We start from the raw sequence: 23,485 nt of genomic DNA, 5'->3' as shown, positions 1-23,485 counted from the left end.
CAAATGGACTTTAGCATAAAAACCATCGACAAAAAAAACACGCTTAAAACGGTAAAAACTGATTGTATCGCCGTAGGCGTGTACGAAAAGGGTGTCCTTTCCCCGGCAGCAAAAGAACTGGACACCGCAAAAGGTATCACCACCGCACTCAAATCCGGCGATATATCCGGCAAAGCCAGCAGTTCATTACTTCTCCACAATATCAAAGGCGTCAATGCTCCCCGTATTCTTCTTGTCGGTTTGGGCAAGAATGAAATTATCGCCGAAAAAGACTTCACTGTGGTGGCAAAAACACTGGCCCAGGCGTTTTCCTCGCTGGGTGCAAAAAACGCGCTGATTGCCCTTCCGCTGGAAAACATCAAGGACCGTCCTATTGAATGGGCAATTGCCGCCATTCTCTTTGCGGCAGGTGAAAAAGCCTACCGCCCTGATGTGATGAAAAGCAAAAAAGACGCATCTTCCGATGGTGTCAAAAAAGCCGCCTTTTATGTATCAGGGCAAAATACGGCTGCCGCCCGGGGAGCCGTTGCGAGAACCCGGGCCATGATAAAAGGTGTGAACCTGGCAAAGGATCTGGGCAATCTCCCGGCCAATGTCTGCACTCCGACCTATCTTGGCGAGCAAGCCAAAAAACTCGCCTCCACTTACAAATTCAATGTGCAGGTTCTGGAAAGAAAACAGCTGCAATCCCTGAAAATGAGCAGTTTCCTTTCTGTGGCACGCGGCAGTGACGAACCACCGAAATTTATTGTCCTGCGCCACAATGGCGGCAAGGCAAAAGAAGCGCCGGTGGTGCTGGTAGGCAAAGGCCTGACATTTGACTCCGGTGGCATTTCGCTCAAACCCGGTCCAGGCATGGATGAAATGAAATATGACATGTGCGGTGCAGCTGCCGTATTAGGCACCTTTGCTGCCATTGGCGAAATGAACCTGAAACAGAATGTCATCGGTGTCATTCCTTCCTGCGAAAACATGCCCTCCGGACATGCCAACAAACCCGGGGATATTGTCACCTCCATGTCCGGCCAGACAATCGAGATACTGAATACGGATGCCGAAGGCCGCCTCATTCTTTGTGATGCCCTTACCTATACGGAAAGATTCAAGCCGGATGTTGTCATTGATATTGCCACCCTGACCGGTGCCTGTGTTGTGGCATTGGGGCATCACAATTCAGGGCTTTTTACCCGTGATGATGATGCGCACAACCAGTTGGCTGCCGATCTGCTTGCCGCAGGAAAAGCCAGTGGAGACACTGCATGGCGCATGCCGATTGAGGATATCTATCAGGAGCAGCTCAAATCCAATTTTGCCGATATGGCAAACATTGGCGGCCAGCCGGCAGGCTGTGTTACCGCCGCCTGCTTCCTGGAGCGCTTCACCCGGAAATATACCTGGGCACACTTTGATATTGCAGGCACGGCATGGAAAAGCGGTGCGGCCAAAGGCGCAACCGGGCGGCCGGTTCCCTTGCTTTGCACCTACCTTTTCAACAGGGAAAGCCGGAAATAGGCCGTAAGGTTCCTGCTTCCCTGGCAACCGCTGGCCGGTAAAAACGAGACGCATCAATCATCGGTGCATCTCGTTTTTTGTTCCGGAAGATTCTTCACCTGCCCACGGTTCTCGCATCAGAGATAACACGGGCTAATGCCTGACGGGTTCCCAAAGTGAATCGTAAAGCAGATTTTTCTTCCGCAACTGACGGTTCAGCTCTTCCTCACCCAGCTCCTCAAGCAGTGTTTTTTCCCCAGAAAACAGAGATGTGCCCAATCCAAGACGGCTTCCCTTGATTTCATAGCCCAACGACTCCACCAATGTGGGAAAAATATCCACCTGGGTAAAATGACGCACCCTCTCCGGCGCTTTTTTTCTCGCATTGACAAAAACATTGAAAATAAACCGCGAATTGAGCGGGACATTCTTGAAGAAAGTGCGGCTTCCCGGATTCTTTCTTCCTCCCACCTTCATCATCAAATGATCACCGATAAAAACAACCGTTGTATTCCTCCCAAAAGGCTGCTTTTTCACCCATTCCAGAAACTGGCTTGCCATATAGGAAGCATGATGGATCGTGTTTGCGGTTTCTGTCGGAAATAACTTCTGTGAATTGGGGGTCGCATTGCCAAAATGGGTATCTATCGTCATCATCACAGCAAAAAACGGCTTGTCAGCCGGAAGTGCTGAAATTTTCTCCTTAAAAAAATCATAGGTGAATTCATCATAAAAGCGGGCGCGCACTCTCGCCTCCAGCGTTTCCTTTGCACGATCCCCCTCAAACCGGCTGGCCAGATGACTCATGTCATAAAACTGATCAAAGCCATGCGATTTCAAAAAAACATCGGTACCACTGAATCGCCCGCTTGTTCCTTGCACATACAAATTCTGGTAACCATATTTCTGTAGCAGCTGACCGATAGAGAACGCATCAGGCGCAAACTCAGACAGCGAGCCACCCACCACAATTGACCGCCCGATCTGCATCAGATAGGTAATCGGCACACCAATCATGCTGCTGACCAGCGCAGCCTGTGTCGGGTATTGCCCATAACCCTGCGTAAAACCGGAAAAAGACAGGTTTTCATCAGCAATCCGACTGAGATGCGGAATCAGATTTTGCGACATTCGTTTTTCATCCGCGAAGGTGGTTTCCATACTTTCCAGATAAACCACAATCAGATTTCCTTTTTTTGCTCCGGCAGGCGGAACAATCTGCGCCTTTTGCGGATCGACATAATACTTTTCATAAAACTGGCTGATTTCCCGGTTGTACTGATTCCGCAGGCTATTCCCCACCTGGAACATCTTGTTAATGCGAAAACCACTGCTAACGATAATCACAATACTGATCAGGCAAATCGCCTTGCCGTAAAAGGGCATGCCTTTTGCCAGTACCGGACCCACACCGCTTTCCCGCCTTGCCAGCCGCTGCCCGACAAACTTCAAAAGAACAAGCGACAAGGTAACCAGTGCAGAAAACAGCAGCACTTTGATATAAAACGTGCGCACAAACTCTGATTCGGCACCTTCAACGGGTACATTGAGAAAAAAGATGACTTGCTCAAATGTGGCGCTATGAAAATTTTTGCTGAACCACTTGATAAACCTGACGGAACAAAGCGAAATAAAAAACAGTAAAAATACAACGGAAGATTTAACAAACTTCATCACAATTAACTCAAGGTTTGGATACATGACCTCCCACGTAAAACCCTGGTTAATGACAGCCTGCCATTTTTCACATCACACCATGCCGTGGGCCTCTTGATCTCCAAGCACCGCATAGCAAGAAAAATGCCAATCTGATTTTTACTGCGCAATCAGAACAACAAAAATGGATATTCCTGGCAAACACAAGCAGAACGATTTTTGATGTTGACGGATATTTCAAAGATTCAAGAAAGCCAATTTAGCTAAATGCTATACGCATGTCAATAGCTTTTTGTGAATCGACATGGTTTTAGCGTATTGCTAATGTTCTGAAATGGATGAAAAGAATTCAAGAAAACGCGGAAACGTTCACAACGAAGCCTTGAAACAGGCACTGATTCGGCTCATTGAAATTAATGTGCCCAGCCGGTTTTCTTCCGAAAGGGAAATGGCGGAAGCGCTGGATTTTTCTCCAGCACACTTCTCCCAGATGAAAAACGGTTTCAGGACAATTGGAAAAGATTCAGCTGAAAAGATTGAGAAGGGGCTTCAACTGGATGTGGGCGGATTGTATCAATACCAAGGCGATGCGGCAGCTTTTGAAATGCCCTCCATTACCGAAAACATGCTATCCCGCTATGAGCGGGCCAGTGAGCCTGTAAAAGCGCTTGTTGATCTGGCATTAAGAGAAAATTCCCCGAAAGCAAAGTGGGTCACAAAATCAATTGAGTATCAGATAAAAGCGTTGATCGAGGCCATTGCAGAAAAAACCGAAAAAAAATAAAGCGCACCGGCCCTTTTACAGGCGCAGCGCGCTTTATAAATTCCAATGCCGGAATCAGATTTACTTCTTCATTTCACTGGCTTTTTCTTTGGCATATTCAGCAGATTTCTCGGCTTCTCTGGCTGACTGCTTTGCCTCATCCGCATAAGCCCTGGCCTCGCTTGCTTCTCTTTTAGCGTCAGCGGCTTCCTGATGGGCATTGGCAACAGATTCTTTCTTCAGGCGGCGACCATCCGCCTGCTTCTGGCGGGCTTGTCTGGCGTTAGGATCCCTTTTGGCTTTTTTGTGAGTATTCGCCACTTTTTTGTTTTTGGCTCGAATAGCATCCGCCTGCCGGTGAACAGACTCAGCGGCCTGAGGATCAGTGGTTGATTCGACGCCGGAAATTGGCTCCTTGAAAGGTTTTTCCTGCGCAAATACAAAAGAACTGGCGAAAAGAGTTGCAATAAGGACGGGAAGAATTTTTTTCATGAGACACTCCGGTTATGGTTAACGATTGCGTGAAGGCAGTATCTTTACTGCCTGTCATCACTACCATGCCAGAATAAAAAAACCACCCGCCGGTTTCTTGATACCGGACAAGGAAAACGCAACCAGTTGAAGAATTTTCCGCAAAAGTAACGTTTTCCTGAAAGCGGTCATCCGAATACTACAACCCCCTGAACTGGGCACAGCTTTTGAATACCTTGACCGATGGTTTGACTTGCTTGCGCCGGCACCATTTAGCTGTCAGCTTCAACAATTCCTTGATGTCACGACCGGATATACCGTCAAATTCCTTGCCAAGATCATTGATCAGCTTGTCAGTCAGCTTGAATTCAAACTGGTCCGCCAGCACTTTCCAGATTCGTTTGGCATCATCCGGGGATGGCGGATCAAATACAATCGTGGCAATACAACGTGAAGCAATCGCATCATCCACATCATCCACCCGATTGGTCGTTAAAAACAGAAGCCCGTGGAAATATTCCAGTGTCCGCAGAAAAGACGCAACCACCGCATTATGATCAATGTCGTTGGAACGCTGGCGGATATAAACGTCAGCTTCATCAATGAGCATAACGGCACCCCATCGCTGCGCCCGCTTGAGAATTTTGTCGAGTGTCAACTCCACAGCTGCCGAATCAACACCCAGTTGTCCGGAGTGTACGCGATACAGCGGACGTCCCACTACCTCGGAATAGACTTCCGCTGTCAGTGTTTTTCCCAGGCCGGGGGCGCCCTTGCATAAAATCGTAGTGCCACCTGATTTGCCTGCAATGATGTCTTCCATCAACACATCCATATCCTGGGTAAGAATATCCACCAGGTCGCGGTGTTCTTCCGGTAGAATCAGCTTTTCACGAAGCGCAGGATTGTAGACATACTCGGTCAGCCTGTCGACATGAATCCACATATTGGTGTGTGTTTCCAGGTTAAAACAGAAAATCTTGGGGTGAATCGGAATCTCGGAATAAATTTTACCGATATTGGCCCACAGCGGTGAATCCAGCTGGGCGAAAAACTTACGGCGCATCACCCCTTCATCATTGATCACCTTATTTGGTCCGTCAAATACGATGCGTTCCGCAGAGCGACGACCTCTTTCATAGTCCACCTCCAATCCTTCGCCCTCGGCAACAAACTGTTCATTGAGTTTGACCAGATAGTCAGAAAATTTGACTGTGGCTTTCAGATAAGCATCCTTAAGCGTCTGCGTTTCCTTGACATACCCCTTGGTAGCCAGGATATCCGCCACACGCTTATGTCTTAAGTCATCACCGAAAAAATACACGAACCGGGTGGTCGGGCGATTGATGTCTTCCATGCTCATCAATGGCGTGTTTGCCACAATCTGCACAACCACATTCGGTGGCGCATTCGAGCCTTCCTGATAATAAATGTTGTTGACAAGCCATGGCATTTGCTCATCCTGACCACCGATGGTATAGATCCACCCGTCAATCATATCCCGCAACAGGTACTGGCCAAGTGCCTGTGCCAGCATCTTGAGCCCCTTGATTTCTGCATTGGCAGGATCTTTTTCAGCCTGACGCAAGCCCGCAAGGGTTCCGGCTGTAACGGAATGTCCACCTTCAGTCAGCCTCTTATGCAGCCAGTCCTTCTGGGCTTCATCCAGCTGATTGAAGTAAATGGTAATCTCATCGTCATCCCGTAACAACAGATAGGCAGGAATATTCTGCGCCCACTCGGCAGCGGAAAAATTTGACTTGGCTTCCTTGGCGATAGCCGTCGAAATCGCAATGGCGATTCCCTGATATCGTTCTTGTTCTTGATCCATGTTATATGCTCCGGTTACGACACATCGTTATTTTTATCTCCACCATCCTTTTACCACTTTTTTCGTCTCATCGATTTTAACGTCTGTTGTGATACTTCAAAAAGAGAATATTCAGGAATCCATGGCAGATCAAACAAGCGGTGTCAAAAAAATTATGGGGGATAGGGTAATAGGGTAAACCTGATAAGGGAAAAATCCGGTACACGTGGCATTTCAGCGCATAAGCCAAAGCCCGGTAGACATTGCGTCATAAGGAGGGGAATGTGGAAGAAGCGAATCACAAAAGACACTTGTGATGGAAAGAATGACCGGAAAACTTATTTTTTACCGACTATATTATTTATATCACATTTTTTGGATCGTGTCTTCCGGATTTTATTTTCCCGCCTGAAACCCCTAAAGCAGCGATGCCAGCCCGTTTTTTGTAATCCCCCTCAAAATCTTCAAACCAAATCCTTTTGTTTCACATCAATTCATACAGGATATCTCACGACATAATAACTTTCCACTTTGCCGTTTTCTGCAAAAAACGGCGTAAATCCTGAGTCGGCTGACAGAACAAAAGGAATCATGCACCTGATCGATATTTCGCAGTGTTATGTGCCGGAATGCCGGAAAATCCGCTCTTATTTTACGGCAAAATCCAAATGGCTTTCCGGATTCTCCCATGTCCGACATACCCTTGTCGTCCCGGGATTCACATCGCCCTGTGAAAACGGGAAAATGGTGAGAATTCCGAGCATTCGTATTCCCTTCTTTCCCGGATTTCGACTGAGCCGCTCCCGAAAATCCATCGAATTCCTGATAAAAAGCATGCATCCCGATTGCATTGAAGTCAGCGATCCTTTCCAGTTTGCGCGCGCAGCCGTCAACATCAGGCAGGAGAGTAATATCCTGATCGGCGCTTTCTGTCACTTTCATCCCGCCTATATCACCCCATGGCGCCTGGGCAGTGAAAAACAGGCGATCCGAAAACTGATCCAGCTTTACAGCCACTTTGACCTGGTTTTTGCTTCCAGCATGAGCCTGCTGGAAAAATTCCATGAATACGGTTTAAAACAGATCAGGTATCTTCCACCGGGTATCGATACCGCGGTTTTTCACCCCGACACCATGGATTGCGCGATGCGCGACCGGTTGGGGTTAAAGGAGAAAACACGCCTTTTGGCTTATGTCGAATATACGCCCGGGCATAAAAACAGGGAAGTTCTTTTTGAAGCCATGCAACGCCTGGATGACAGATATCACCTGCTGGTCATCGGCAGCAACCCGAAAAATATCAACAATGACAGGGTGTCGTATTTTTACTTTCACCAGCAGACGCATCCCCCTGAAATGCTGGCCACACTGATTGCCAGTTGTGACGTGCTTATCCACCCGGAACTGCATCAGAATTATCCGCTGTCCATTCTGGAGGCCATGTCATGCGGTCTTCCTGTCGTCGGATTCGACTCCGGCAGTTTTAAAGAATTTGTGGATGAACACAACGGGATATGCGTGGATGCCATCTGTCCGCAAAAACTGGCAGAAGGTATTGCACTTGCTTATGAGAAGGGCATCATGAGCATGGGAAGTGCTGCCCGGAAAAGGGCTGAGAAAAACCATGACTGGCAGGATCTGCTTGCCCGGTGGCGGGCTGATTATGTCAGCCTCCTTGCCAGCAAAGGCAATTATCCGAAAGACCCTCCCGGTTATCAGGAACCCCCGTCACCGCCAATTCTTCACTAATGCGTCTTCTCATCAGCACTGGCGAAAAAGGCTGATCTGCCTCAAATCACAGGAACCAAACCCTGAAATGATACCTCTATGCTGGTTGATTCACTTCACAGATACAGGAGAACACCATGAAAAAACCGCTTAACGCGCTTACCTGCGCCATTTTATCTGCTTTTGCAGCCAACGCTTTCGCTGATACCGTACCGCAAAACGTCCATCCCGAAACCACCATGACCCAATCGATTGCCGATGGTGAAGTCGTTTCGGCATTACAGGGCATCAACAACGGCGAAATGAAAACCGCAAAAATGGCTGCAAAAAAATCCATGAACCCGTCTGTACAGCAGTATGCACAACAGATCATGACCGACCACAACAATGCGGAAAAACAGCTTAGTGACATCAGGAGCAAAAACCGTATCAAGGTAGAGACGCCTGCCGTTCGCCGCGACATGCGAGAAGAAAATACTGCCGCCATGCGCCGTATCAATAAAATGAACGGTGCAGCCTTTGACCAGGCATTCCTTGACCAGCAGATCAACCAGCATCAGCAGGCACTGCAACTGATCGACAGCCGCTTGCTGAAAACGGCCGACAACATTGACCTGCGCAACTATATTACCAATCTCCGTACGCTGATTGGATCACATTTGCAAACAGCCCAGCAGCTCCGTTCCACGATGTGACAGGCTGATGATTGACCAGAAGGAAAGCTTGAAAACCAGCTTTCCTTTCCTGGTTACTCAGCAAATGAACATTGCTTAATCCCCGTCAAATATCAGTGCAAACCACAATGAATCATAAGCCCTGCTATCTGCCTAACATGGTGATGGATGAAACCCTGTTTTCTGCTTTTGTTCCGCTTCAAAATGAAGACAGGCTCATCAGTCTGGGCTTTTGCAACAGGATTGTGTTTAATGAAGTCGCGGTAGAAAACCAGAAGTCAGATAATGTCATCCGCCTTATCGAAGCGTTGACACGGCGTCATTAATACGGGAAAAGCTGAAAACTGAAAAAGGAAAAAACATGAAAGACCTGAATTTATGCAAGCTGAAGCTGCGGTATGAAATGCTGCGGGCCAAACACTATGCCAACCAGCAAATGCGGGAAGCCAAAGGCCGCATCGAAGAAAAACCGCTAGCCTGCCTGACAGCCGCACTGGGTCTGGGCATCGTCATCGGCAAACTGCTATCGAGGCACTAGGCTTGAACGCTGCTTCAATAACAAATACCCTATTTCCAACATCATTTTGAGAGGAAACCAATGAAAACATTACGCCAATTTTCCGCCTTTGTCATGACGTTCCTTTTCGTTTCGGTACTTGCCTGTGCGGCAGGGCAGAGCCAGGCAAAAGAAACGGCGGCTCAATACGTGGATGACACCGCCATTACCACTGAAGTGAAAACCCGGATTTTTGCCCAGAAAGACCTGAGTGCAGCCGAGATCAATGTCGAAACCTACAAGGGTACAGTACAACTGAGCGGATTTGTTTCCAACCCGGCACAGATCAAAAAAGCCGAAGATGTCGCAAAAAGCGTCAAGGGTGTTAAAAATGTCGACAACAGTATCAAGCTGAAAAACTGATACATTGACGTTGAAATAAAGCCCGACAAAAGCTATTGTTAAGTATCAGCCTGGTTTCCTGAAAAAACCGGGCTGAAAATCTGTCATAGAGAGGGGTCATTATGAAAGTTTTCAGATATGCCTGTTTTGCTTTTTTTGCCTTGCTGGTTGCGTCACTCAGCGCCTGTTCCACCGGCCAGAAGCATGGAACTGTTGGCCAGTATGTTGAAGATTCGGCGATCACAACAAACGTCAAGGCTGCCATTTTTCAGGAATCAGACTTAAGCGCGGCTGAAATCAATGTCGAAACCTTTAACGGTATCGTCCAGTTAAGCGGCTTTGTCTCACAATCCGCGCAAATCTCGAAAGCCGGCCAGGTGGCACAGCGAGTAGAAGGGGTAAAAGGCGTGAAAAACAGCCTGACGGTGAAACGATAGCCCGGTTCACCCGCAAAAAAGCCAGTCTGATGAGACTGGCTTTTTTGCGGGTTTTTCTTAACGCGCGCGTTCGTAAACAACAAACGAGTAGGGAATGGAGGCATCCACCTCTTTTCGGGATACTTCACGAAAGGCTTCAGGTACCCATTCGGGGAAATAAGCCTCCCCCTCAAAGGTTGCGTGGATAATGGAGAGATACATAAAATCCGCCCTATCCAGGGTCTGGGCAAAAAGCTCTCCCCCACCACCGATCATGATTTCCCCACCCAGCGTTTTCGCCAGTTTGAGCGCGTCATCCAGACTGTGAACAACATGTGCGCCCGGCACCACATAATCCTCTTGCCGGGTCACAATGATGGTTGTCCTGTCGGGCAGCACACGACCGATTGATTCATGCGTTTTTCTACCCATAATGAGGATCTTGCCCGTGGTATATTCCTTGAAGATTTTCAGTTCACCGGGAATATGCCAGGGCATCTGGTTGTCCTTGCCGATAACCCGGTTTTCCGCCATCGCGGCAATCAGCGATACAGTCGTCATGCAGATATCCCTGTCTTATTGCCGGCGAAGACCAAGCCGTTTGATGGTCTCAATCAGCACCTCATTTTTCGGATCCTTTTTCTCGGCTTCAGCAAAAAAAGCCCGAGCTTCTTCCTGCTGGTCAGACAGCCAGAGCACTTCGCCCAGATGCGCCATGACTTCCGCTTCCGGCAAGAGTTCATAAGCCCGGCGCAGCATCAACTCAGCCTCCTTGAGTTTGCCCTGCCTGAAAAGGATCCACCCCATGCTGTCTGTAATGTATGGATCATCCGGTGCCAGTGCCAGTGCCTTGGCAATCAGAACATAGGCTTCATCCAGTCGGATATTGCGATCAGCCAGCGAATACCCCAGGGCGTTGTATGCCAGCTGGTTATTGGGATCAATTTCGAGGATACGCCTTAAGGCAGACTCCATTTCATCATAACGCCCGATTTTCTCCGCAGCCAGCGAAAAATCGTAAAGCAGATTGATATTGGATGGCGTTTTTTCAACACTGGTCTTCAAAAGCGCATACGCATCCCGGTTCAGATTGGCCGACCGGAGAATCTGGGCCTCGGCTAGGACCAGGCGCTCTTCTTCTGCCGGGTATTCATGACGTAAAGCAGACAGCGCATTTTTCGCCTCCCGGATTTTTCCCTGTTTAACCAGTATCTGTGCTCTTTTGATCTGAGCCAGCATCCAGGCTTCACTATCAGCATCCTCGGAAATCCGGTTGGTCCACTCTAGGGCAGCCTTGTAATTTTTCTGCTCTTCTGCCAGTTGCGCCAGGAGAAAAATGGTCTGATAAGACTCCGATTCCGGTTTTTTGGCTTTTTTTGCCTCATCCAGATAGCGCTTCAGGTATTTTTCCGCGTTGGGATAATCATTCTGCTGAATGGAAAGCAAACCAAGAGAATACAGGGTGAGAAGATCATCAGGCTGGGTAAGCAGCACATGTTCAAATTCACGCCTTGCCCTGTCATACTCTTTCTGTGCAATCAGCATCCGCCCATTTGAAATACGGACTTCGCGGGAATCCGGATATTTTTTCAAAAACTCAGTCAACGTCTGGATGGAACGAATCGGGTCCGCTTCCGCCTGTGCCAGGGTAAGAACCGCCAGTTCCGAATCAGGTTTTAATCGTAACGCCTCACGCGCTTCCACTTCTGCCCGCGCATTGTCCTTGTTGGTAAACGCCATCTGGGAAAGGGCAATATGTGCTTCAGGCACATCCAGATAAGGCGCTACCACTTTCTCCATCGTCTTGAAAGCCCTGGTTTTATCCTTGCTGCTGGTGAGGAACTGCTGGTACTGATACATCAGGGCACCACGATCAGCAGGCGCTGCCTTTGCCAGTGACCGCGACAGAAGTGACTGCAACTCATCAAGGCGGTCTTCAATAATCAGAAAACCGATCAGGTATTTTTCCGCTTCGGCAGAATCCGGCGCCAGCTTATGCCACAACCGCACCGCATCCAGTGCTTCGTGAGGATTTTTCTCTCTCACTGCAACTTCTGCTGCCCGTTTTGCCAGCCGGGGATCCTGCGTTTTTTTCGCCGCATCCATCATCCCTTCATACGCCAGCCGGTAATCACCCCGCGAATAGGCAAAGTCCGCCATCAGTATCTCGTACAGCAGATCACTGTCGAGATGAACCGAGGGTACCCCGTCCCCTTTTACTGCAGCGGCAGGTTCAGCATCTGTTACCTGCGGTGTCTCATTGGGAGCAGAAGCTGTTTGTCCATTATCACGCTGGTCAACGACCGGACCGGAAGCAGAAGACATTCCTGCATTTTCGGTCGTGCCATCACTAACTGTTGCACATGCCGACAGCAAAAGCACCGGCAAAACAAAAAAGATCCGTTTCAAGAAAATATCCCGGTAAAAAATACAGTAAAGAAGAATTTCGATTTTACGCGTAACTGGCCTTCCAGGGAAACGCTATGAGGCCACTATTCTGATTTATGGCAGAAAACAATCCCATTCTATCGAAAATTGGCCGGTTCCTGTCCCGTATTTCCTTATCTTTTCCTGCCTGTTGCCAGCTCATCTTTTTGCCGTTTGTGACAGATCAATATTGTCACGCCCCAGTCCGCCAAAATGAAAGCCATCTTTACTGGGAAAAAAAGCAGCGATGAAAACAGATATCTCTCCTCCGCTTGTCATCACCGGGCTCCTGTTTTCGATTTTCCTGAGCATTGCACTTCTGGGGGGATGCAATCAGGAAAAAAATAAAACAGCGGAAAACAGCTACATTATCGTCTCCGGCGAAATACTGCCAGCAACGGATCATATCCCCCCACCAGCCTGTCATGCCTCGCCTGTCAAGACAGGCAATGCCACCTCGGGATGTCAGGACAGCAAAAGCATCAAACTGTCCTTTCACCGCACCAATCCCGACATTACCATGTTGACTGTAACCACCGACCTTACCGGCCTCCCGGCAGCACATCCCGGATGGCATACGCCCCAGGAATCATTGACCTGCAGCGGCACCACTATCTGCCGGGAGCAATGCCATCTGACACTGACTTTTACACCACCCCCTGAAAAACCTGAAAGCACACTCTATATCAATTACGAATACCTGGTAAACGGGCAGAAAGCACTCAGGAAAAACCGGGTCAGCATTGTTTACGCCCCCTCTAAAGCCGCTGTTTCAAGTGAGGAAATCTCCTGAAGGGAAATAAAATAATTTGTAAAAATTCCCCCTTAACGCAATTTTATCCGTTATAATTTATGACTTCGCGGCCGTAGCTCAGCTGGATAGAGTACTTGGCTACGAACCAAGGGGTCGTGGGTTCGATTCCTGCCGGCCGCGCCAGAACAGATAAAAAACGGTGAAGTGCGATTGCACCTCACCGTTTTTTATTGCCTCAAAACGAGTGATTCATCCCGACGGCAATACCGTTTATGTGATCGTCGTCATACGCCAGATATTCACGGTAAACATCAAGATAAATATTCGTGCGCTTTGACAGTCCCATGTTGTAGCCCGCCGTGTATTTGTAATCCCCGTTCTCACGAATGCGGCCGTAGCCAAAACGGATCTTGTCCATGCCGAGGGCGTAGATGCCCGCCAGCATGATGCTGCGCTTGTTCGACATGCCTTTATTTACTGCCGACTGCGTTGAAAAATCGGTATGCGAATAGGCCGCCAATGCAGTCCATTGGTCGATGTTGTAACTGCCCGCCACATAAACAATCTCGTCGGACAGGTGATTTCTTTCAACCGCCAGCATGGCGGCCAGAGGGCCGTTACCGTAGTTGAGCGACAGGCCAGCCGAACGCGAGTCCGCGCCGTCGGGCATCTCGGTTTCCATCGAGGCATGCAACTGAAAGCCCGCCATGACGGGCGAACTGTAAAAGGTTGCGCTGCTGACACGGCAGTAATTGCTGAAATCCCCGTGCGGATCAAGACCGTCACTGTCGAAGTCACCGTTGTAATTGGCCAGCGATCCCATCAGGGCACTGTCATACCACGGGTCAAACGGCCACTTCTCTTCCCATAGCGGCGTCATGGCGCGTCCGAAACGGAATGTGCCGATATCCGGATTGTCAAAACCGACCGTGGTTTCCCCCTGCCAGAATGTCGATGCCCGCTCTGCCTCACCGGTTACCGGATCAAAACGGGTCTGCAGGTTAAACGTGACATGGGTGCCATTGCCTATGTCCTCACGTCCCTTAAAGCCGAGCCAGTTGTTCTGCCCCCGGCCGAGACGCAGGTCCTTGCCGCTTTCCCTGATGTAGCCAAGATCAAAATACCCGTAAACAACCAGGTCGGCGGCATATGCGAAGACATGAAAAAAAAAGGCCGGAAAAACCGATGAGTCCGATTATCCCGAGACGTTTGATGAAAACAGGTTGAGTCATGTGTTCGTTGTCCTTTCTTTTTTATGGTTAAGAAAGGCTCTCCCCGCCAGCGCGCGGAAAACCAGTCTTTACCGGAAAACAGCCAGCCGGGAAACAGGCGGCTGGAAATATGGGGAACCGGCTGCGCCTACAGCCGGCATTTGCCAAATCTATTCACGCATGATGGCGCGAATGATCGTTCGGGGGCTGATGATGCCAACCAGCTTTTCCTCTTCGTCAACTACCGGCAAGGGAGCGGGACTGTGCAGAATCTCTCCAAGCGCGTCAACGATAAAAATATTGTCCCGGACACGGTTGATGGGACGCATCAGCCCCGCCAGGTCGGACAGGCCCCTTTTCTTTGCCCGCTCGGCCTCCTCCGCCGAAACAATGCCCAGGAAACGATCATCGTCGTCAACAATATAGGCAAACTTGTAAAAGAGTCTCCTTGTTTCCCTGATGACATCGTCCGGCGTATCTCCGGGTTTGAGGCGCGTCGCGGAAGTCATGATCGAGCGGAGCGTGACGACACGCGCCCGGTTGACGTCACGCACGAATTCATCCACGTAATCATCGGCCGGCTCAAGCAGAATCTCGTTGGACGTTCCGGTCTGCACCAGGTTGCCGTCCCGCAATATGGCGATCTTGTCGCCCAGGAACAGGGCCTCGTCAAGATCATGCGTGATAAAGACAATGGTCTTTTGCAGTTCTGCCTGTAATTCAATCAGCAGCGTTTGCATGTCCTTTCGGATCAGTGGGTCCAGCGCGGAAAACGCCTCGTCCATCAGAAGAATGTCGGCGCCGGTCGCCAGCGCACGGGCCAGCCCGACACGCTGCTGCATCCCGCCGGACAGTTGCCCCGGAAAAGATGCCTCATACCCGGCCAGGCCGACGCGCTCAAGCCATCGCGCAGCCTCCTCAAGACGCTTCTTTTTATTGCCGCCCCTGATCGTCAGTCCATAAGCCGCGTTATCCAGTATGTTCAGGTGCGGCATCAGCGCGAACCCCTGAAACACCATGGAAAAACGATTGCGGCGCATTTCACGCAATTCCCCGGAGCGGAGTTTCATGATGTCCTGGCCGTCCAGCAGGATCTCGCCTGCCGTCGGCTCAATCAGGCGGTTCAGATGCCTGATCAATGTCGACTTTCCGGAACCGGACAATCCCATCACCACGGTCGTCTTGCCCGGCTCAATATCCAGGTTGATCCTGTTCAGGCCAAGCACGTGGCCCGCTTCATTCTGCAGCCGGCTTTTATCCCAGCCCTCATACACCTTTTCGAGCGCCTGTTTCGGTTTGGGCCCGAAAATCTTGGTGACGTTCCGAATCTGGATACCGGACATTACGACACCCCCTTTCCAAAGCGCGTCTGCAACCGTTTCCCCCAGGCCTGGTTGATGCGGTCAAACACGACCGCAAGCAATACGATACAAATGCCCGCGGTGAATCCGCGCCCGACATCAAGCCGCTGGATGCCGTACAGGACCTGCTCGCCAAGACCGCGCGCGCCGATCATTGACGCAATTACCACCATCGAGAGCGCCATCATCGTCGCCTGGTTGATGCCCGTCATCAGCGAAGGGAGCGCCAGCGGAAGCTGGACTTTCAACAACAGCTGAGAGCGGGTCGCGCCAAACGCCAGCGATGCCTCAACCGCATCCTCATTGACACTGCGTATCCCCAGTTCCGTCAGCCGGATGAGCGGCGGCGCGGCATAAATCACGGTAGCAAACAAGGCCGGCACCTTGCCCAGGCCGAAGAGCATCATCGCCGGGATCAGATAAACAAAACTGGGCAGCGTCTGCATGGCGTCCAGCATCGGGTCAAGCAGCCAGCGCATACGCGGTGACAACGCCATCAGGATGCCAAGCGGAATGCCCAGCACAATGGTGACCAGCACGGCGAAAATCATCAGGGCAAGCGTTTGCATCGCCAGGTCCCACATGCCAAGCACGCCGATGAGCATCATCGAAATGACCACCATCAGGGTCAATGCCAGCTTGCGGCTGGCGCCGAAGATCAGGGCTGCAACAATGAGAATGACGCCCCACCAGGGAAGATAACGCAACAGTCCCTCGACTTTTAACAGCAGATTCAGGATGACGGAAGAAAATGCCTCGAACGATTCACCGTGCGTGCGTACCAGCCAGTCCACGAAATCATTGACGGGCTGCTCTATTGGAAACTGCAGATTTTCTGGAAACATACTTTTCAGGGACAGCCCCTTGCTGCCAAAGGATTGTGCAATTGGGTAACAGGGTTAACGAACGGACACCGCAGTTCAGGATGACTGAATGACGTATCCTTTCGGTTCTGTACGGATTGAAAAAGGACGTGCGTGTTTTCACACACACCAGCCCAGGCAGCGGCAATGCCGCCTGGGCCCACGGATATCATCAGAGGGAGGCTTTCACCCTGGCTGCCACATCGGCAGGAATCCATTTTTCCCAGATATCCTGCCGGGTTTTCAGGAAATGCAGCGCGGCATCTTTTGCCGTTACGCCCTTGTTGGCCTGCATATATGCCAGTGCATCCGATGTCAGCTTGTTGCTGGTGCGATACTTTGAAAGAAAGTCCACCAGTTTGGGGGCCTGCTGGTGAAACTTTTTGCTCACAACAACCAGCACGGAAACATCCGGGAATGCAACACCGGCACCCTCAGGGCTCTGCCTGGGATTAATAAGGCGCGCCCATTTTTCCTTGTCGAAAGGCGGCTCCTCCAGCATCACCATATCGTACTTGCCCAGAATCCATGTCGGCCCCCAATAGGCAAAGACAATCGGTCGGCCGCGCTCATAAGCGCTGCTGATCGCCGCATCAAGCGCAGCCCCGGTGCCTGAATGAAAATTGGTAAAGCTGTCATTCAACCCGTAGGCCTGCAGCTTGCGCGTACTGGTTGCCTCAAGCGTCCAGCCGAGAATCCCGTTGTAAAAACGGCCTTTCTGCGGCTCTTCCGGGTCACGGAAAAGCGCCTTGTATTTGGGTAAATCGAATACCGATTTCAGATCCGGTGCCCGCGCCGGAATATGACGCTTCGCATCCCCCTCGATCAGGTAACGCGGCACATACCAGCCCAGTTTGGCATCATCATAGTTGACGCCGACCTGAACCACTTTTCCATCGGCAACCGCCTTGTCATAGACATCCGACAGGTTGCTCAGCCAGGTTTCCATCGTGACATCGATATCGCCACGGACCATCCCCTGAAACATCGGCAGGGTAGAACCGCTCAAATGATCGGTACGGCAGCCATAGCCCGCCTCGACAATCCGTTTGGCCACTTCCATGTGAAATCCGTTGGCATCCCAATCCAGATTGGCAAAAACAACCGGACGGGACACCTCACAGACCTGGGCAACAGCCGGAGCGCTCACGGCAAAAGCCGATGCCAGGCCGGCGGCAAGGGCAACATGCCTGATCAGTTTTTTTATGTTTTCCTTTTTGCTCATACTTTCTCTCTCTTTTGCTATCAAACGGTTTTCGGCATCAAAGGAACTTGCGAAATCGCTGACTCCCCTTTTTCTCTTTATTGAAAAAGATCGCAACTTATGATAAAAGCTGATTATTTCTGCTTAATAACTCGTCTTTTGTTTAATTTTTCTTTTCTCAAAAAAACAGGTCCTTTTTTAGGTATAACATATCTTTTTTGACATTGCAAAAAGTAATCCGCGCATTCCGACGACACGCGAGAAAAAATACACAAACAAAACAATTGGTTACGAAGAGAAAAATCAATCGGTCAGCGATTCGGATTTTTTGACTCCCCCGGCGAGATCGGCCCCATGATCAGTGCCGCAAAAAAAGCCGAAGCACACCACCTGCCGGAGAAGTGGCCCCGGGAATTAGGACAGATTTATAAGTGAGTTTTTTGCTTCACAATAGTGGCTGCGAAGCAGTCAAAGGGAGCGAAATCATGAGCAAAAGAAGCAGAAGAAACCATTCAAGCGTATTCAAGGGCAAAGTGGCGCTGGCGGCGCTCAGGGGAGACAGGACGATAGCCGAGATAGCACAACAGTATGAAATTCACCCCAACCTGGTCACCGAATGGAAACGACAGTTGCAAGAGAACGCTGGCCATGTTTTTGAAGGCAAGAAGCCCGTTGGCAAGGCAGATCCGGATTTGAAGGTACTGCATGCCAAGATTGGTCAACAGGCGCTGGAAATCGATTTTTTAAGCGGCGCGCTCACCAAGGCGGGATTGCTGAGCGCAAAAGAATGATAGACCGTACCCACAACTTGTCGGTTGTCCGGCAATGCCAGATATTGTCACTTTCCAGATCGACGGCCTACTACCGATCCTGTGAGACAAGGCCGGAAGACCTTGCTCTCATGCGCCGAATGGACGAGTTGCATCTTGAGTATCCGTTTGCGGGCAGCCGGATGCTGCGCGACCTGTTGCGTTTTGAGGGGTATGAAGTTGGCAGAAAGCGCATTGGCACGCTGATGAAGAAGATGGGGATATCGGCGATCTACAGGAAGCCCAATACCAGTCGGCGTCATCCGGCCCATCCGGTTTATCCGTACCTGCTGCGCAATTGGAGATCACCCGTCCCAATCATGTGTGGGCAGGAGACATCACCTATATTCCGATGAAACGCGGGTTTGTTTATCTGTTCGCCGTGATGGATTGGGCCAGCCGCAAAGTGCTGTCCTGGCGTATATCGAACACCCTGACAGCGGACTTCTGTATCGAAGCACTCGAGGAAGCAATCCACCGCCATGACAGGCCGGATATCTTCAATACCGACCAGGGCAGTCAGTTCACCAGCCTGGAATTTACGCAGCTGCTCAAAGCCCATCAGATTGCCATCAGCATGGATGGCAAGGGTGCCTGGCGGGATAACGTGTTTGTTGAGCGCCTGTGGAAAACCCTCAAGTATGAGGATATTTATCTGCGTGCCTATGACACGGTAAGCGCGGTAAAACAGGGGATCGGGCGCTATCTTGATTTTTATAACCGGAAACGGCCACACCAATCGCTTGACGGCATACCACCGGATCGGTTTTACTATGACAACCTGCACCAGCCGGAAATGGCAGCGTAGGTGATGAACGGGTTACCCACCGCACTCGCCTCCAGCACCTTTATTGCTGAAGGCGGCACCGTGGATAACCCTTTAACCGCAAGGAACACACTTAAGCAGGACAAAATCCTGTCCAAACAATCGGAGCCACTTCTCGGACGCACAGAAGTACGAAAAAAAATACAGAAACCGACCGGAAAACTGTTTCAATGAAGGCGCGGTGAAACGATCCATTTCATGCGGAGAGCCAAACATTCGCGCCTTGCGGACTTGAACTTTTTCACACATCCGGAAAAATAATAAAATTAATTATTTTTCATTAATATTCATTAAGATCTTTCATATTTATTTATTTCGAACAACCGAAACCGGCAATTTTCATCAGTCGCTCCAGAAAATAATTGGCTCAAATCGCATCGCTTTTCATCAGCCGGAAACGCTCCTGCCCATTCGCCAGGCGGCGCCTTCCCTTCTATCCGCTCCGCCTTGAAAGGGTAAATGATTCCGCCTCCGGGAAATGCCGGTACCGCGAAAACAGGTAGGCAACACCTTCAGTCCATCCCCTGTAATTCCGATATTTCCCGGTCAGGAGGCCACTTTCGAACTACGGCTCTTTTCCGTTGCTGCTGTCGGGTTTGCGCCAATTTCCTGGAGACGAGCCGGGAAGCATCCTGAAGACTGTGATCTGCGCGGGATAGCTGAGGGATAGCTGAGGATAAGCGGGAAGCGTTGACGCCCCGACGGATATCTATTTCATTTAATAGGTTTAGAGACGGCAATAAGGCTGATATTGACCGTCAACCCGTGCGGGGGATACAACTACTACATGAGCCACTCTATCTGCACCCAGACCCAGCGCGGCCACCATCACGAGAAATCCCGCCCTGTGAATTTTTCTACTTTGTAATTTCAGTCTTTATTACAAGCCTTTGATTATGTGGAGGCAGTTCATCGGCATCGTATACCTGCTGCGAGGATGAGGCTCGCCCAGTGCAATACCCGCTGTCACATGATGAGCTGCCCGGTAAGACAAGAGAAGCATTTGGGTGGTGGTTTTTGCGTGATTAAAAAAAAATCCACTGCTTTATGGGCCAGTGGATTTTTTGGTGGTTAACACATCATGGGGATGTGTGAAGGGAGCTTTAAAAGTAAAACCCCCACATCCTTACGGATATGGGGGTTTTCATATAATTGCCTGACAATAACCTACTTTCACACTGGTTTCAGCACTATCATCGGCGCAGAATCGTTTCACTGTCCTGTTCGGGATGGGAAGGAGTGGTACCAACCTGCTATGGTCATCAGGCATAACTTGTTGACCACCTGAGTATAAATCAGATGATCCAATCTGGGAATAAAGTAAAGAAGCTTAGGCGTGATGCATAACGACATACGCTTATATTTTTTATGTAAGCTTAGCTTCCTACAACAATCAATGTTATAGGGACAAGCCTCACGAGCAATTAGTACTGGTTAGCTTAACGCATTACTGCGCTTCCACACCCAGCCTATCAACGTCCTGGTCTCGAACGACTCTTTAGGGAGGTCAAGCCTCCGGGAAGTCTCATCTTGAAGCAAGTTTCCCGCTTAGATGCTTTCAGCGGTTATCTTTTCCGAACTTAGCTACCCGGCGATGCCACTGGCGTGACAACCGGTACACCAGAGGTTCGTCCACTCCGGTCCTCTCGTACTAGGAGCAGCCCTCCTCAAACTTCCAACGCCCACGGCAGATAGGGACCAAACTGTCTCACGACGTTTTAAACCCAGCTCACGTACCACTTTAAATGGCGAACAGCCATACCCTTGGGACCGACTACAGCCCCAGGATGTGATGAGCCGACATCGAGGTGCCAAACTCCCCCGTCGATATGAACTCTTGGGAGGAATCAGCCTGTTATCCCCAGAGTACCTTTTATCCGTTGAGCGATGGCCCTTCCATACAGAACCACCGGATCACTATGTCCTACTTTCGTACCTGCTCGACTTGTCAGTCTCGCAGTTAAGCACGCTTATGCCATTGCACTATCAGCACGATTTCCGACCGTACCTAGCGTACCTTCGAACTCCTCCGTTACACTTTAGGAGGAGACCGCCCCAGTCAAACTGCCTACCATGCACTGTCCCCAACCCGGATAACGGGCCAAGGTTAGAACCTCAAACAAACCAGGGTGGTATTTCAAGGTTGGCTCCACGCAAACTAGCGTTCACGCTTCAAAGCCTCCCACCTATCCTACACAGATTGGTTCAAAGTCCAATGCAAAGCTACAGTAAAGGTTCATGGGGTCTTTCCGTCTAGCCGCGGGTAGATTGCATCATCACAACCATTTCAACTTCGCTGAGTCTCGGGAGGAGACAGTGTGGCCATCGTTACGCCATTCGTGCAGGTCGGAACTTACCCGACAAGGAATTTCGCTACCTTAGGACCGTTATAGTTACGGCCGCCGTTTACTGGGACTTCAATCAAGAGCTCTCACCCCATCATTTAATCTTCCAGCACCGGGCAGGCGTCACACCCTATACGTCCACTTTCGTGTTTGCAGAGTGCTATGTTTTTAATAAACAGTCGCAGCCACCTTTTTATTGCAACCCCTTCTCCCTCCTGGCGCAGGCCAGTCAAGATACAAGGGCGTACCTTATCCCGAAGTTACGGTACCAATTTGCCGAGTTCCTTCTCCCGAGTTCTCTCAAGCGCCTTAGAATACTCATCTCGCCCACCTGTGTCGGTTTACGGTACGGTCTCGTTAGACTGAAGCTTAGAGGCTTTTCTTGGAACCACTTCCAATTGCTTCGCGGCACATGGCCACTCGTCTCAACCCCTTGGATTACGCTGCCGGATTTGCCTGACAGCCTCCTCTAAGTCAAGAACCGGGATTTCCAACACCCGGACAACCTTCCGCGATCCGTCCCCCCATCGCATCTAACGACGGTGCAGGAATATTAACCTGCTTCCCATCAGCTACGCATCTCTGCCTCGCCTTAGGGGCCGACTCACCCTGCCCCGATGAACGTTGGACAGGAAACCTTGGGCTTTCGGCGTGGGGGCTTTTCACCCCCATTATCGCTACTCATGTCAGCATTCGCACTTCTGATACCTCCAGCATGCTTTTCAACACACCTTCTACGGCCTACAGAACGCTCTCCTACCATATCCAAAAGGATATCCGCAGCTTCGGTGACTGGCTTAGCCCCGTTACATCTTCCGCGCAGGACGACTCGATCAGTGAGCTATTACGCTTTCTTTAAAGGATGGCTGCTTCTAAGCCAACCTCCTGACTGTTTCTGCCTTCCCACTTCGTTTGCCACTTAGCCAATCTTAGGGACCTTAGCTGGCGGTCTGGGTTGTTTCCCTCTCGACGCCGGACGTTAGCACCCGACGTCTGTCTCCCAAGCTCGCACTCACCGGTATTCGGAGTTTGCAATGGTTTGGTAAATCGCGATGACCCCCTAGCCATAACAGTGCTCTACCCCCGGTGGTGATACTTGAGGCACTACCTAAATAGTTTTCGGAGAGAACCAGCTATCTCCAGGTTTGTTTAGCCTTTCACCCCTACCCACAGCTCATCCCCTAACTTTGCAACGTTAGTGGGTTCGGACCTCCAATGCGTGTTACCGCATCTTCATCCTGGCCATGGGTAGATCACCTGGTTTCGGGTCTACACCCAGCGACTGGACGCCCTATTCGGACTCGATTTCTCTTCGGCTCCCCTATTCGGTTAACCTTGCCACTGAATGTAAGTCGCTGACCCATTATACAAAAGGTACGCAGTCACCCCTGCTCTAATAGCTCTCTGCGCTCGCTATTAGTCATTTGCTTCGCAAATGTCCAAATGCTCTATTTCATCCTGATTGTCTTTTGATGCTTCGCATCGAAGATCCCCCAACAAACTCTCCAGCTTGTCAGGATTCTTTTTCATCAGCATGGGGCTTTTGATGCTTCGCATCGAAAGCCATTAGAGCAGGGGCTCCTACTGTTTGTATGCACACGGTTTCAGAATCTATTTCACTCCCCTCCCGGGGTTCTTTTCACCTTTCCCTCACGGTACTTGTTCACTATCGGTCGATTACGAGTATTTAGCCTTGGAGGATGGTCCCCCCATGTTCAGACAGGATTTCACGTGTCCCGCCCTACTTGTCGCAAGCCTAGTACTTATCATTGGATTTC

17 protein-coding genes, 1 tRNA gene, 2 rRNA genes and 2 pseudogenes (1 of these 22 running past the window's edge) are annotated in these 23,485 nt (G+C 50.2%); 11 read left to right on the top strand and 11 right to left on the bottom strand.

Annotated features, from left to right (window positions below; all coding sequences use genetic code 11):
• Window positions 1-3 precede the first annotated feature (3 nt).
• Window positions 4-1,512 (top strand): leucyl aminopeptidase, encoded by a 1,509-nt coding sequence (locus tag NB640_RS08945; RefSeq protein WP_269308372.1) that lies wholly within the window; start codon window positions 4-6, stop codon window positions 1,510-1,512.
• Between the two features lie 132 nt (window positions 1,513-1,644).
• On the opposite strand, the gene NB640_RS08940 is transcribed toward NB640_RS08945, so the two are convergent.
• Window positions 1,645-3,006 carry an LTA synthase family protein gene (locus NB640_RS08940; RefSeq protein WP_269308371.1) on the bottom strand — a complete coding sequence of 454 codons (1,362 nt, stop codon included), beginning with the start codon at window positions 3,004-3,006 and terminating at the stop codon, window positions 1,645-1,647.
• A 475-nt stretch (window positions 3,007-3,481) separates the two neighbouring features.
• Here NB640_RS08940 and NB640_RS08935 point away from each other — a divergent pair, with 475 nt between their 5' ends.
• Complete coding sequence (locus tag NB640_RS08935) at window positions 3,482-3,931, top strand: hypothetical protein (RefSeq protein WP_269308370.1); 450 nt, start codon at window positions 3,482-3,484, stop codon at window positions 3,929-3,931.
• A 60-nt stretch (window positions 3,932-3,991) separates the two neighbouring features.
• Here the strand turns inward: NB640_RS08935 and NB640_RS08930 are convergent, their stop codons facing one another.
• Window positions 3,992-4,402 (bottom strand): hypothetical protein, encoded by a 411-nt coding sequence (locus tag NB640_RS08930; RefSeq protein ID WP_269308369.1) that lies wholly within the window; start codon window positions 4,400-4,402, stop codon window positions 3,992-3,994.
• A gap of 178 nt (window positions 4,403-4,580) precedes the next feature.
• Entirely contained in the window at window positions 4,581-6,212 is a 1,632-nt protein-coding gene (locus tag NB640_RS08925; RefSeq protein WP_269308368.1) for an AAA family ATPase, read from the bottom strand.
• Window positions 6,213-6,782: 570 nt separating this feature from the next.
• Here NB640_RS08925 and NB640_RS08920 point away from each other — a divergent pair.
• The 6 genes from NB640_RS08920 (at window position 6,783) to NB640_RS08895 (ending at window position 9,928) form a co-directional block, all read left to right on the top strand.
• Window positions 6,783-7,940, top strand: a complete 1,158-nt coding sequence (locus NB640_RS08920) for a glycosyltransferase (RefSeq protein ID WP_269308367.1) — start codon at window positions 6,783-6,785, stop codon at window positions 7,938-7,940.
• A gap of 116 nt (window positions 7,941-8,056) precedes the next feature.
• A complete protein-coding gene (locus tag NB640_RS08915; RefSeq protein ID WP_269308366.1) occupies window positions 8,057-8,614 on the top strand; it encodes a DUF4142 domain-containing protein in 558 nt (185 codons plus the stop codon).
• A gap of 107 nt (window positions 8,615-8,721) precedes the next feature.
• Window positions 8,722-8,919, top strand: a complete 198-nt coding sequence (locus NB640_RS08910) for a hypothetical protein (protein ID WP_269308365.1) — start codon at window positions 8,722-8,724, stop codon at window positions 8,917-8,919.
• Between the two features lie 35 nt (window positions 8,920-8,954).
• Window positions 8,955-9,131: a hypothetical protein gene (locus NB640_RS08905; protein WP_269308364.1), complete on the top strand. Its 177-nt coding sequence runs from the start codon at window positions 8,955-8,957 to the stop codon at window positions 9,129-9,131.
• A gap of 60 nt (window positions 9,132-9,191) precedes the next feature.
• Window positions 9,192-9,512, top strand: a complete 321-nt coding sequence (locus NB640_RS08900) for a BON domain-containing protein (RefSeq protein WP_269308363.1) — start codon at window positions 9,192-9,194, stop codon at window positions 9,510-9,512.
• 101 nt (window positions 9,513-9,613) lie between these two features.
• Complete coding sequence (locus NB640_RS08895) at window positions 9,614-9,928, top strand: BON domain-containing protein (protein WP_269308362.1); 315 nt, start codon at window positions 9,614-9,616, stop codon at window positions 9,926-9,928.
• Between the two features lie 57 nt (window positions 9,929-9,985).
• Here NB640_RS08895 and NB640_RS08890 read toward each other — a convergent pair whose 3' ends face one another.
• Together NB640_RS08890 and NB640_RS08885 are read right to left on the bottom strand one after the other, a co-directional pair.
• Complete coding sequence (locus NB640_RS08890) at window positions 9,986-10,468, bottom strand: dihydrofolate reductase (RefSeq protein WP_269308361.1); 483 nt, start codon at window positions 10,466-10,468, stop codon at window positions 9,986-9,988.
• A gap of 15 nt (window positions 10,469-10,483) precedes the next feature.
• A complete protein-coding gene (locus NB640_RS08885) occupies window positions 10,484-12,316 on the bottom strand; it encodes a tetratricopeptide repeat protein (RefSeq protein WP_269308360.1) in 1,833 nt (610 codons plus the stop codon).
• Window positions 12,317-12,581: 265 nt separating this feature from the next.
• Between NB640_RS08885 and NB640_RS08880 the strand changes: the two genes are divergently transcribed.
• Both NB640_RS08880 and NB640_RS08875 read left to right on the top strand, forming a co-directional pair.
• Window positions 12,582-13,127 carry a hypothetical protein gene (locus NB640_RS08880; RefSeq protein ID WP_269308359.1) on the top strand — a complete coding sequence of 182 codons (546 nt, stop codon included), beginning with the start codon at window positions 12,582-12,584 and terminating at the stop codon, window positions 13,125-13,127.
• 67 nt (window positions 13,128-13,194) lie between these two features.
• A tRNA-Arg gene (locus tag NB640_RS08875) sits at window positions 13,195-13,271 on the top strand.
• Between the two features lie 52 nt (window positions 13,272-13,323).
• On the opposite strand, the pseudogene NB640_RS08870 reads toward NB640_RS08875, so the two are convergent.
• The 4 genes and pseudogenes from NB640_RS08870 to NB640_RS08855 form a co-directional block, all read right to left on the bottom strand.
• Window positions 13,324-14,229 (bottom strand): annotated as a pseudogene (locus NB640_RS08870) (porin); the annotation flags it as partial.
• Window positions 14,230-14,469: 240 nt separating this feature from the next.
• On the bottom strand, window positions 14,470-15,642 hold the full coding sequence (locus NB640_RS08865; protein ID WP_269308358.1) for a quaternary amine ABC transporter ATP-binding protein: 1,173 nt from the start codon (window positions 15,640-15,642) through the stop codon (window positions 14,470-14,472).
• Window positions 15,642-16,505, bottom strand: coding sequence for an ABC transporter permease (locus NB640_RS08860; RefSeq protein WP_269308357.1), 864 nt, complete (start codon window positions 16,503-16,505; stop codon window positions 15,642-15,644). Before NB640_RS08860 ends, NB640_RS08865 begins: the two co-directional genes overlap by 1 nt.
• A 190-nt stretch (window positions 16,506-16,695) precedes the next feature.
• The gene (locus tag NB640_RS08855; protein ID WP_269308356.1) at window positions 16,696-17,748 is read right to left on the bottom strand and encodes an ABC transporter substrate-binding protein; all 1,053 of its coding nucleotides are present in this window, start codon (window positions 17,746-17,748) and stop codon (window positions 16,696-16,698) included.
• A 464-nt stretch (window positions 17,749-18,212) separates the two neighbouring features.
• On the opposite strand from NB640_RS08855, the pseudogene NB640_RS08850 reads away from it, so the two are divergent.
• Window positions 18,213-19,344: pseudogene (locus NB640_RS08850) on the top strand (IS3 family transposase).
• A gap of 1,172 nt (window positions 19,345-20,516) precedes the next feature.
• Here NB640_RS08850 and rrf read toward each other — a convergent pair.
• Window positions 20,517-20,629 (bottom strand): 5S ribosomal RNA (gene rrf / locus NB640_RS08845).
• Window positions 20,630-20,765: 136 nt separating this feature from the next.
• Window positions 20,766-23,485, bottom strand: a 23S ribosomal RNA gene (locus NB640_RS08840) (it continues 337 nt past the right edge of the window).

The organism is Oxalobacter vibrioformis, assembly GCF_027118995.1.
Taxonomy (GTDB): domain Bacteria; phylum Pseudomonadota; class Gammaproteobacteria; order Burkholderiales; family Burkholderiaceae_D; genus Oxalobacter; species Oxalobacter vibrioformis.
This window is presented reverse-complemented; position numbering and strand designations above follow the sequence as displayed.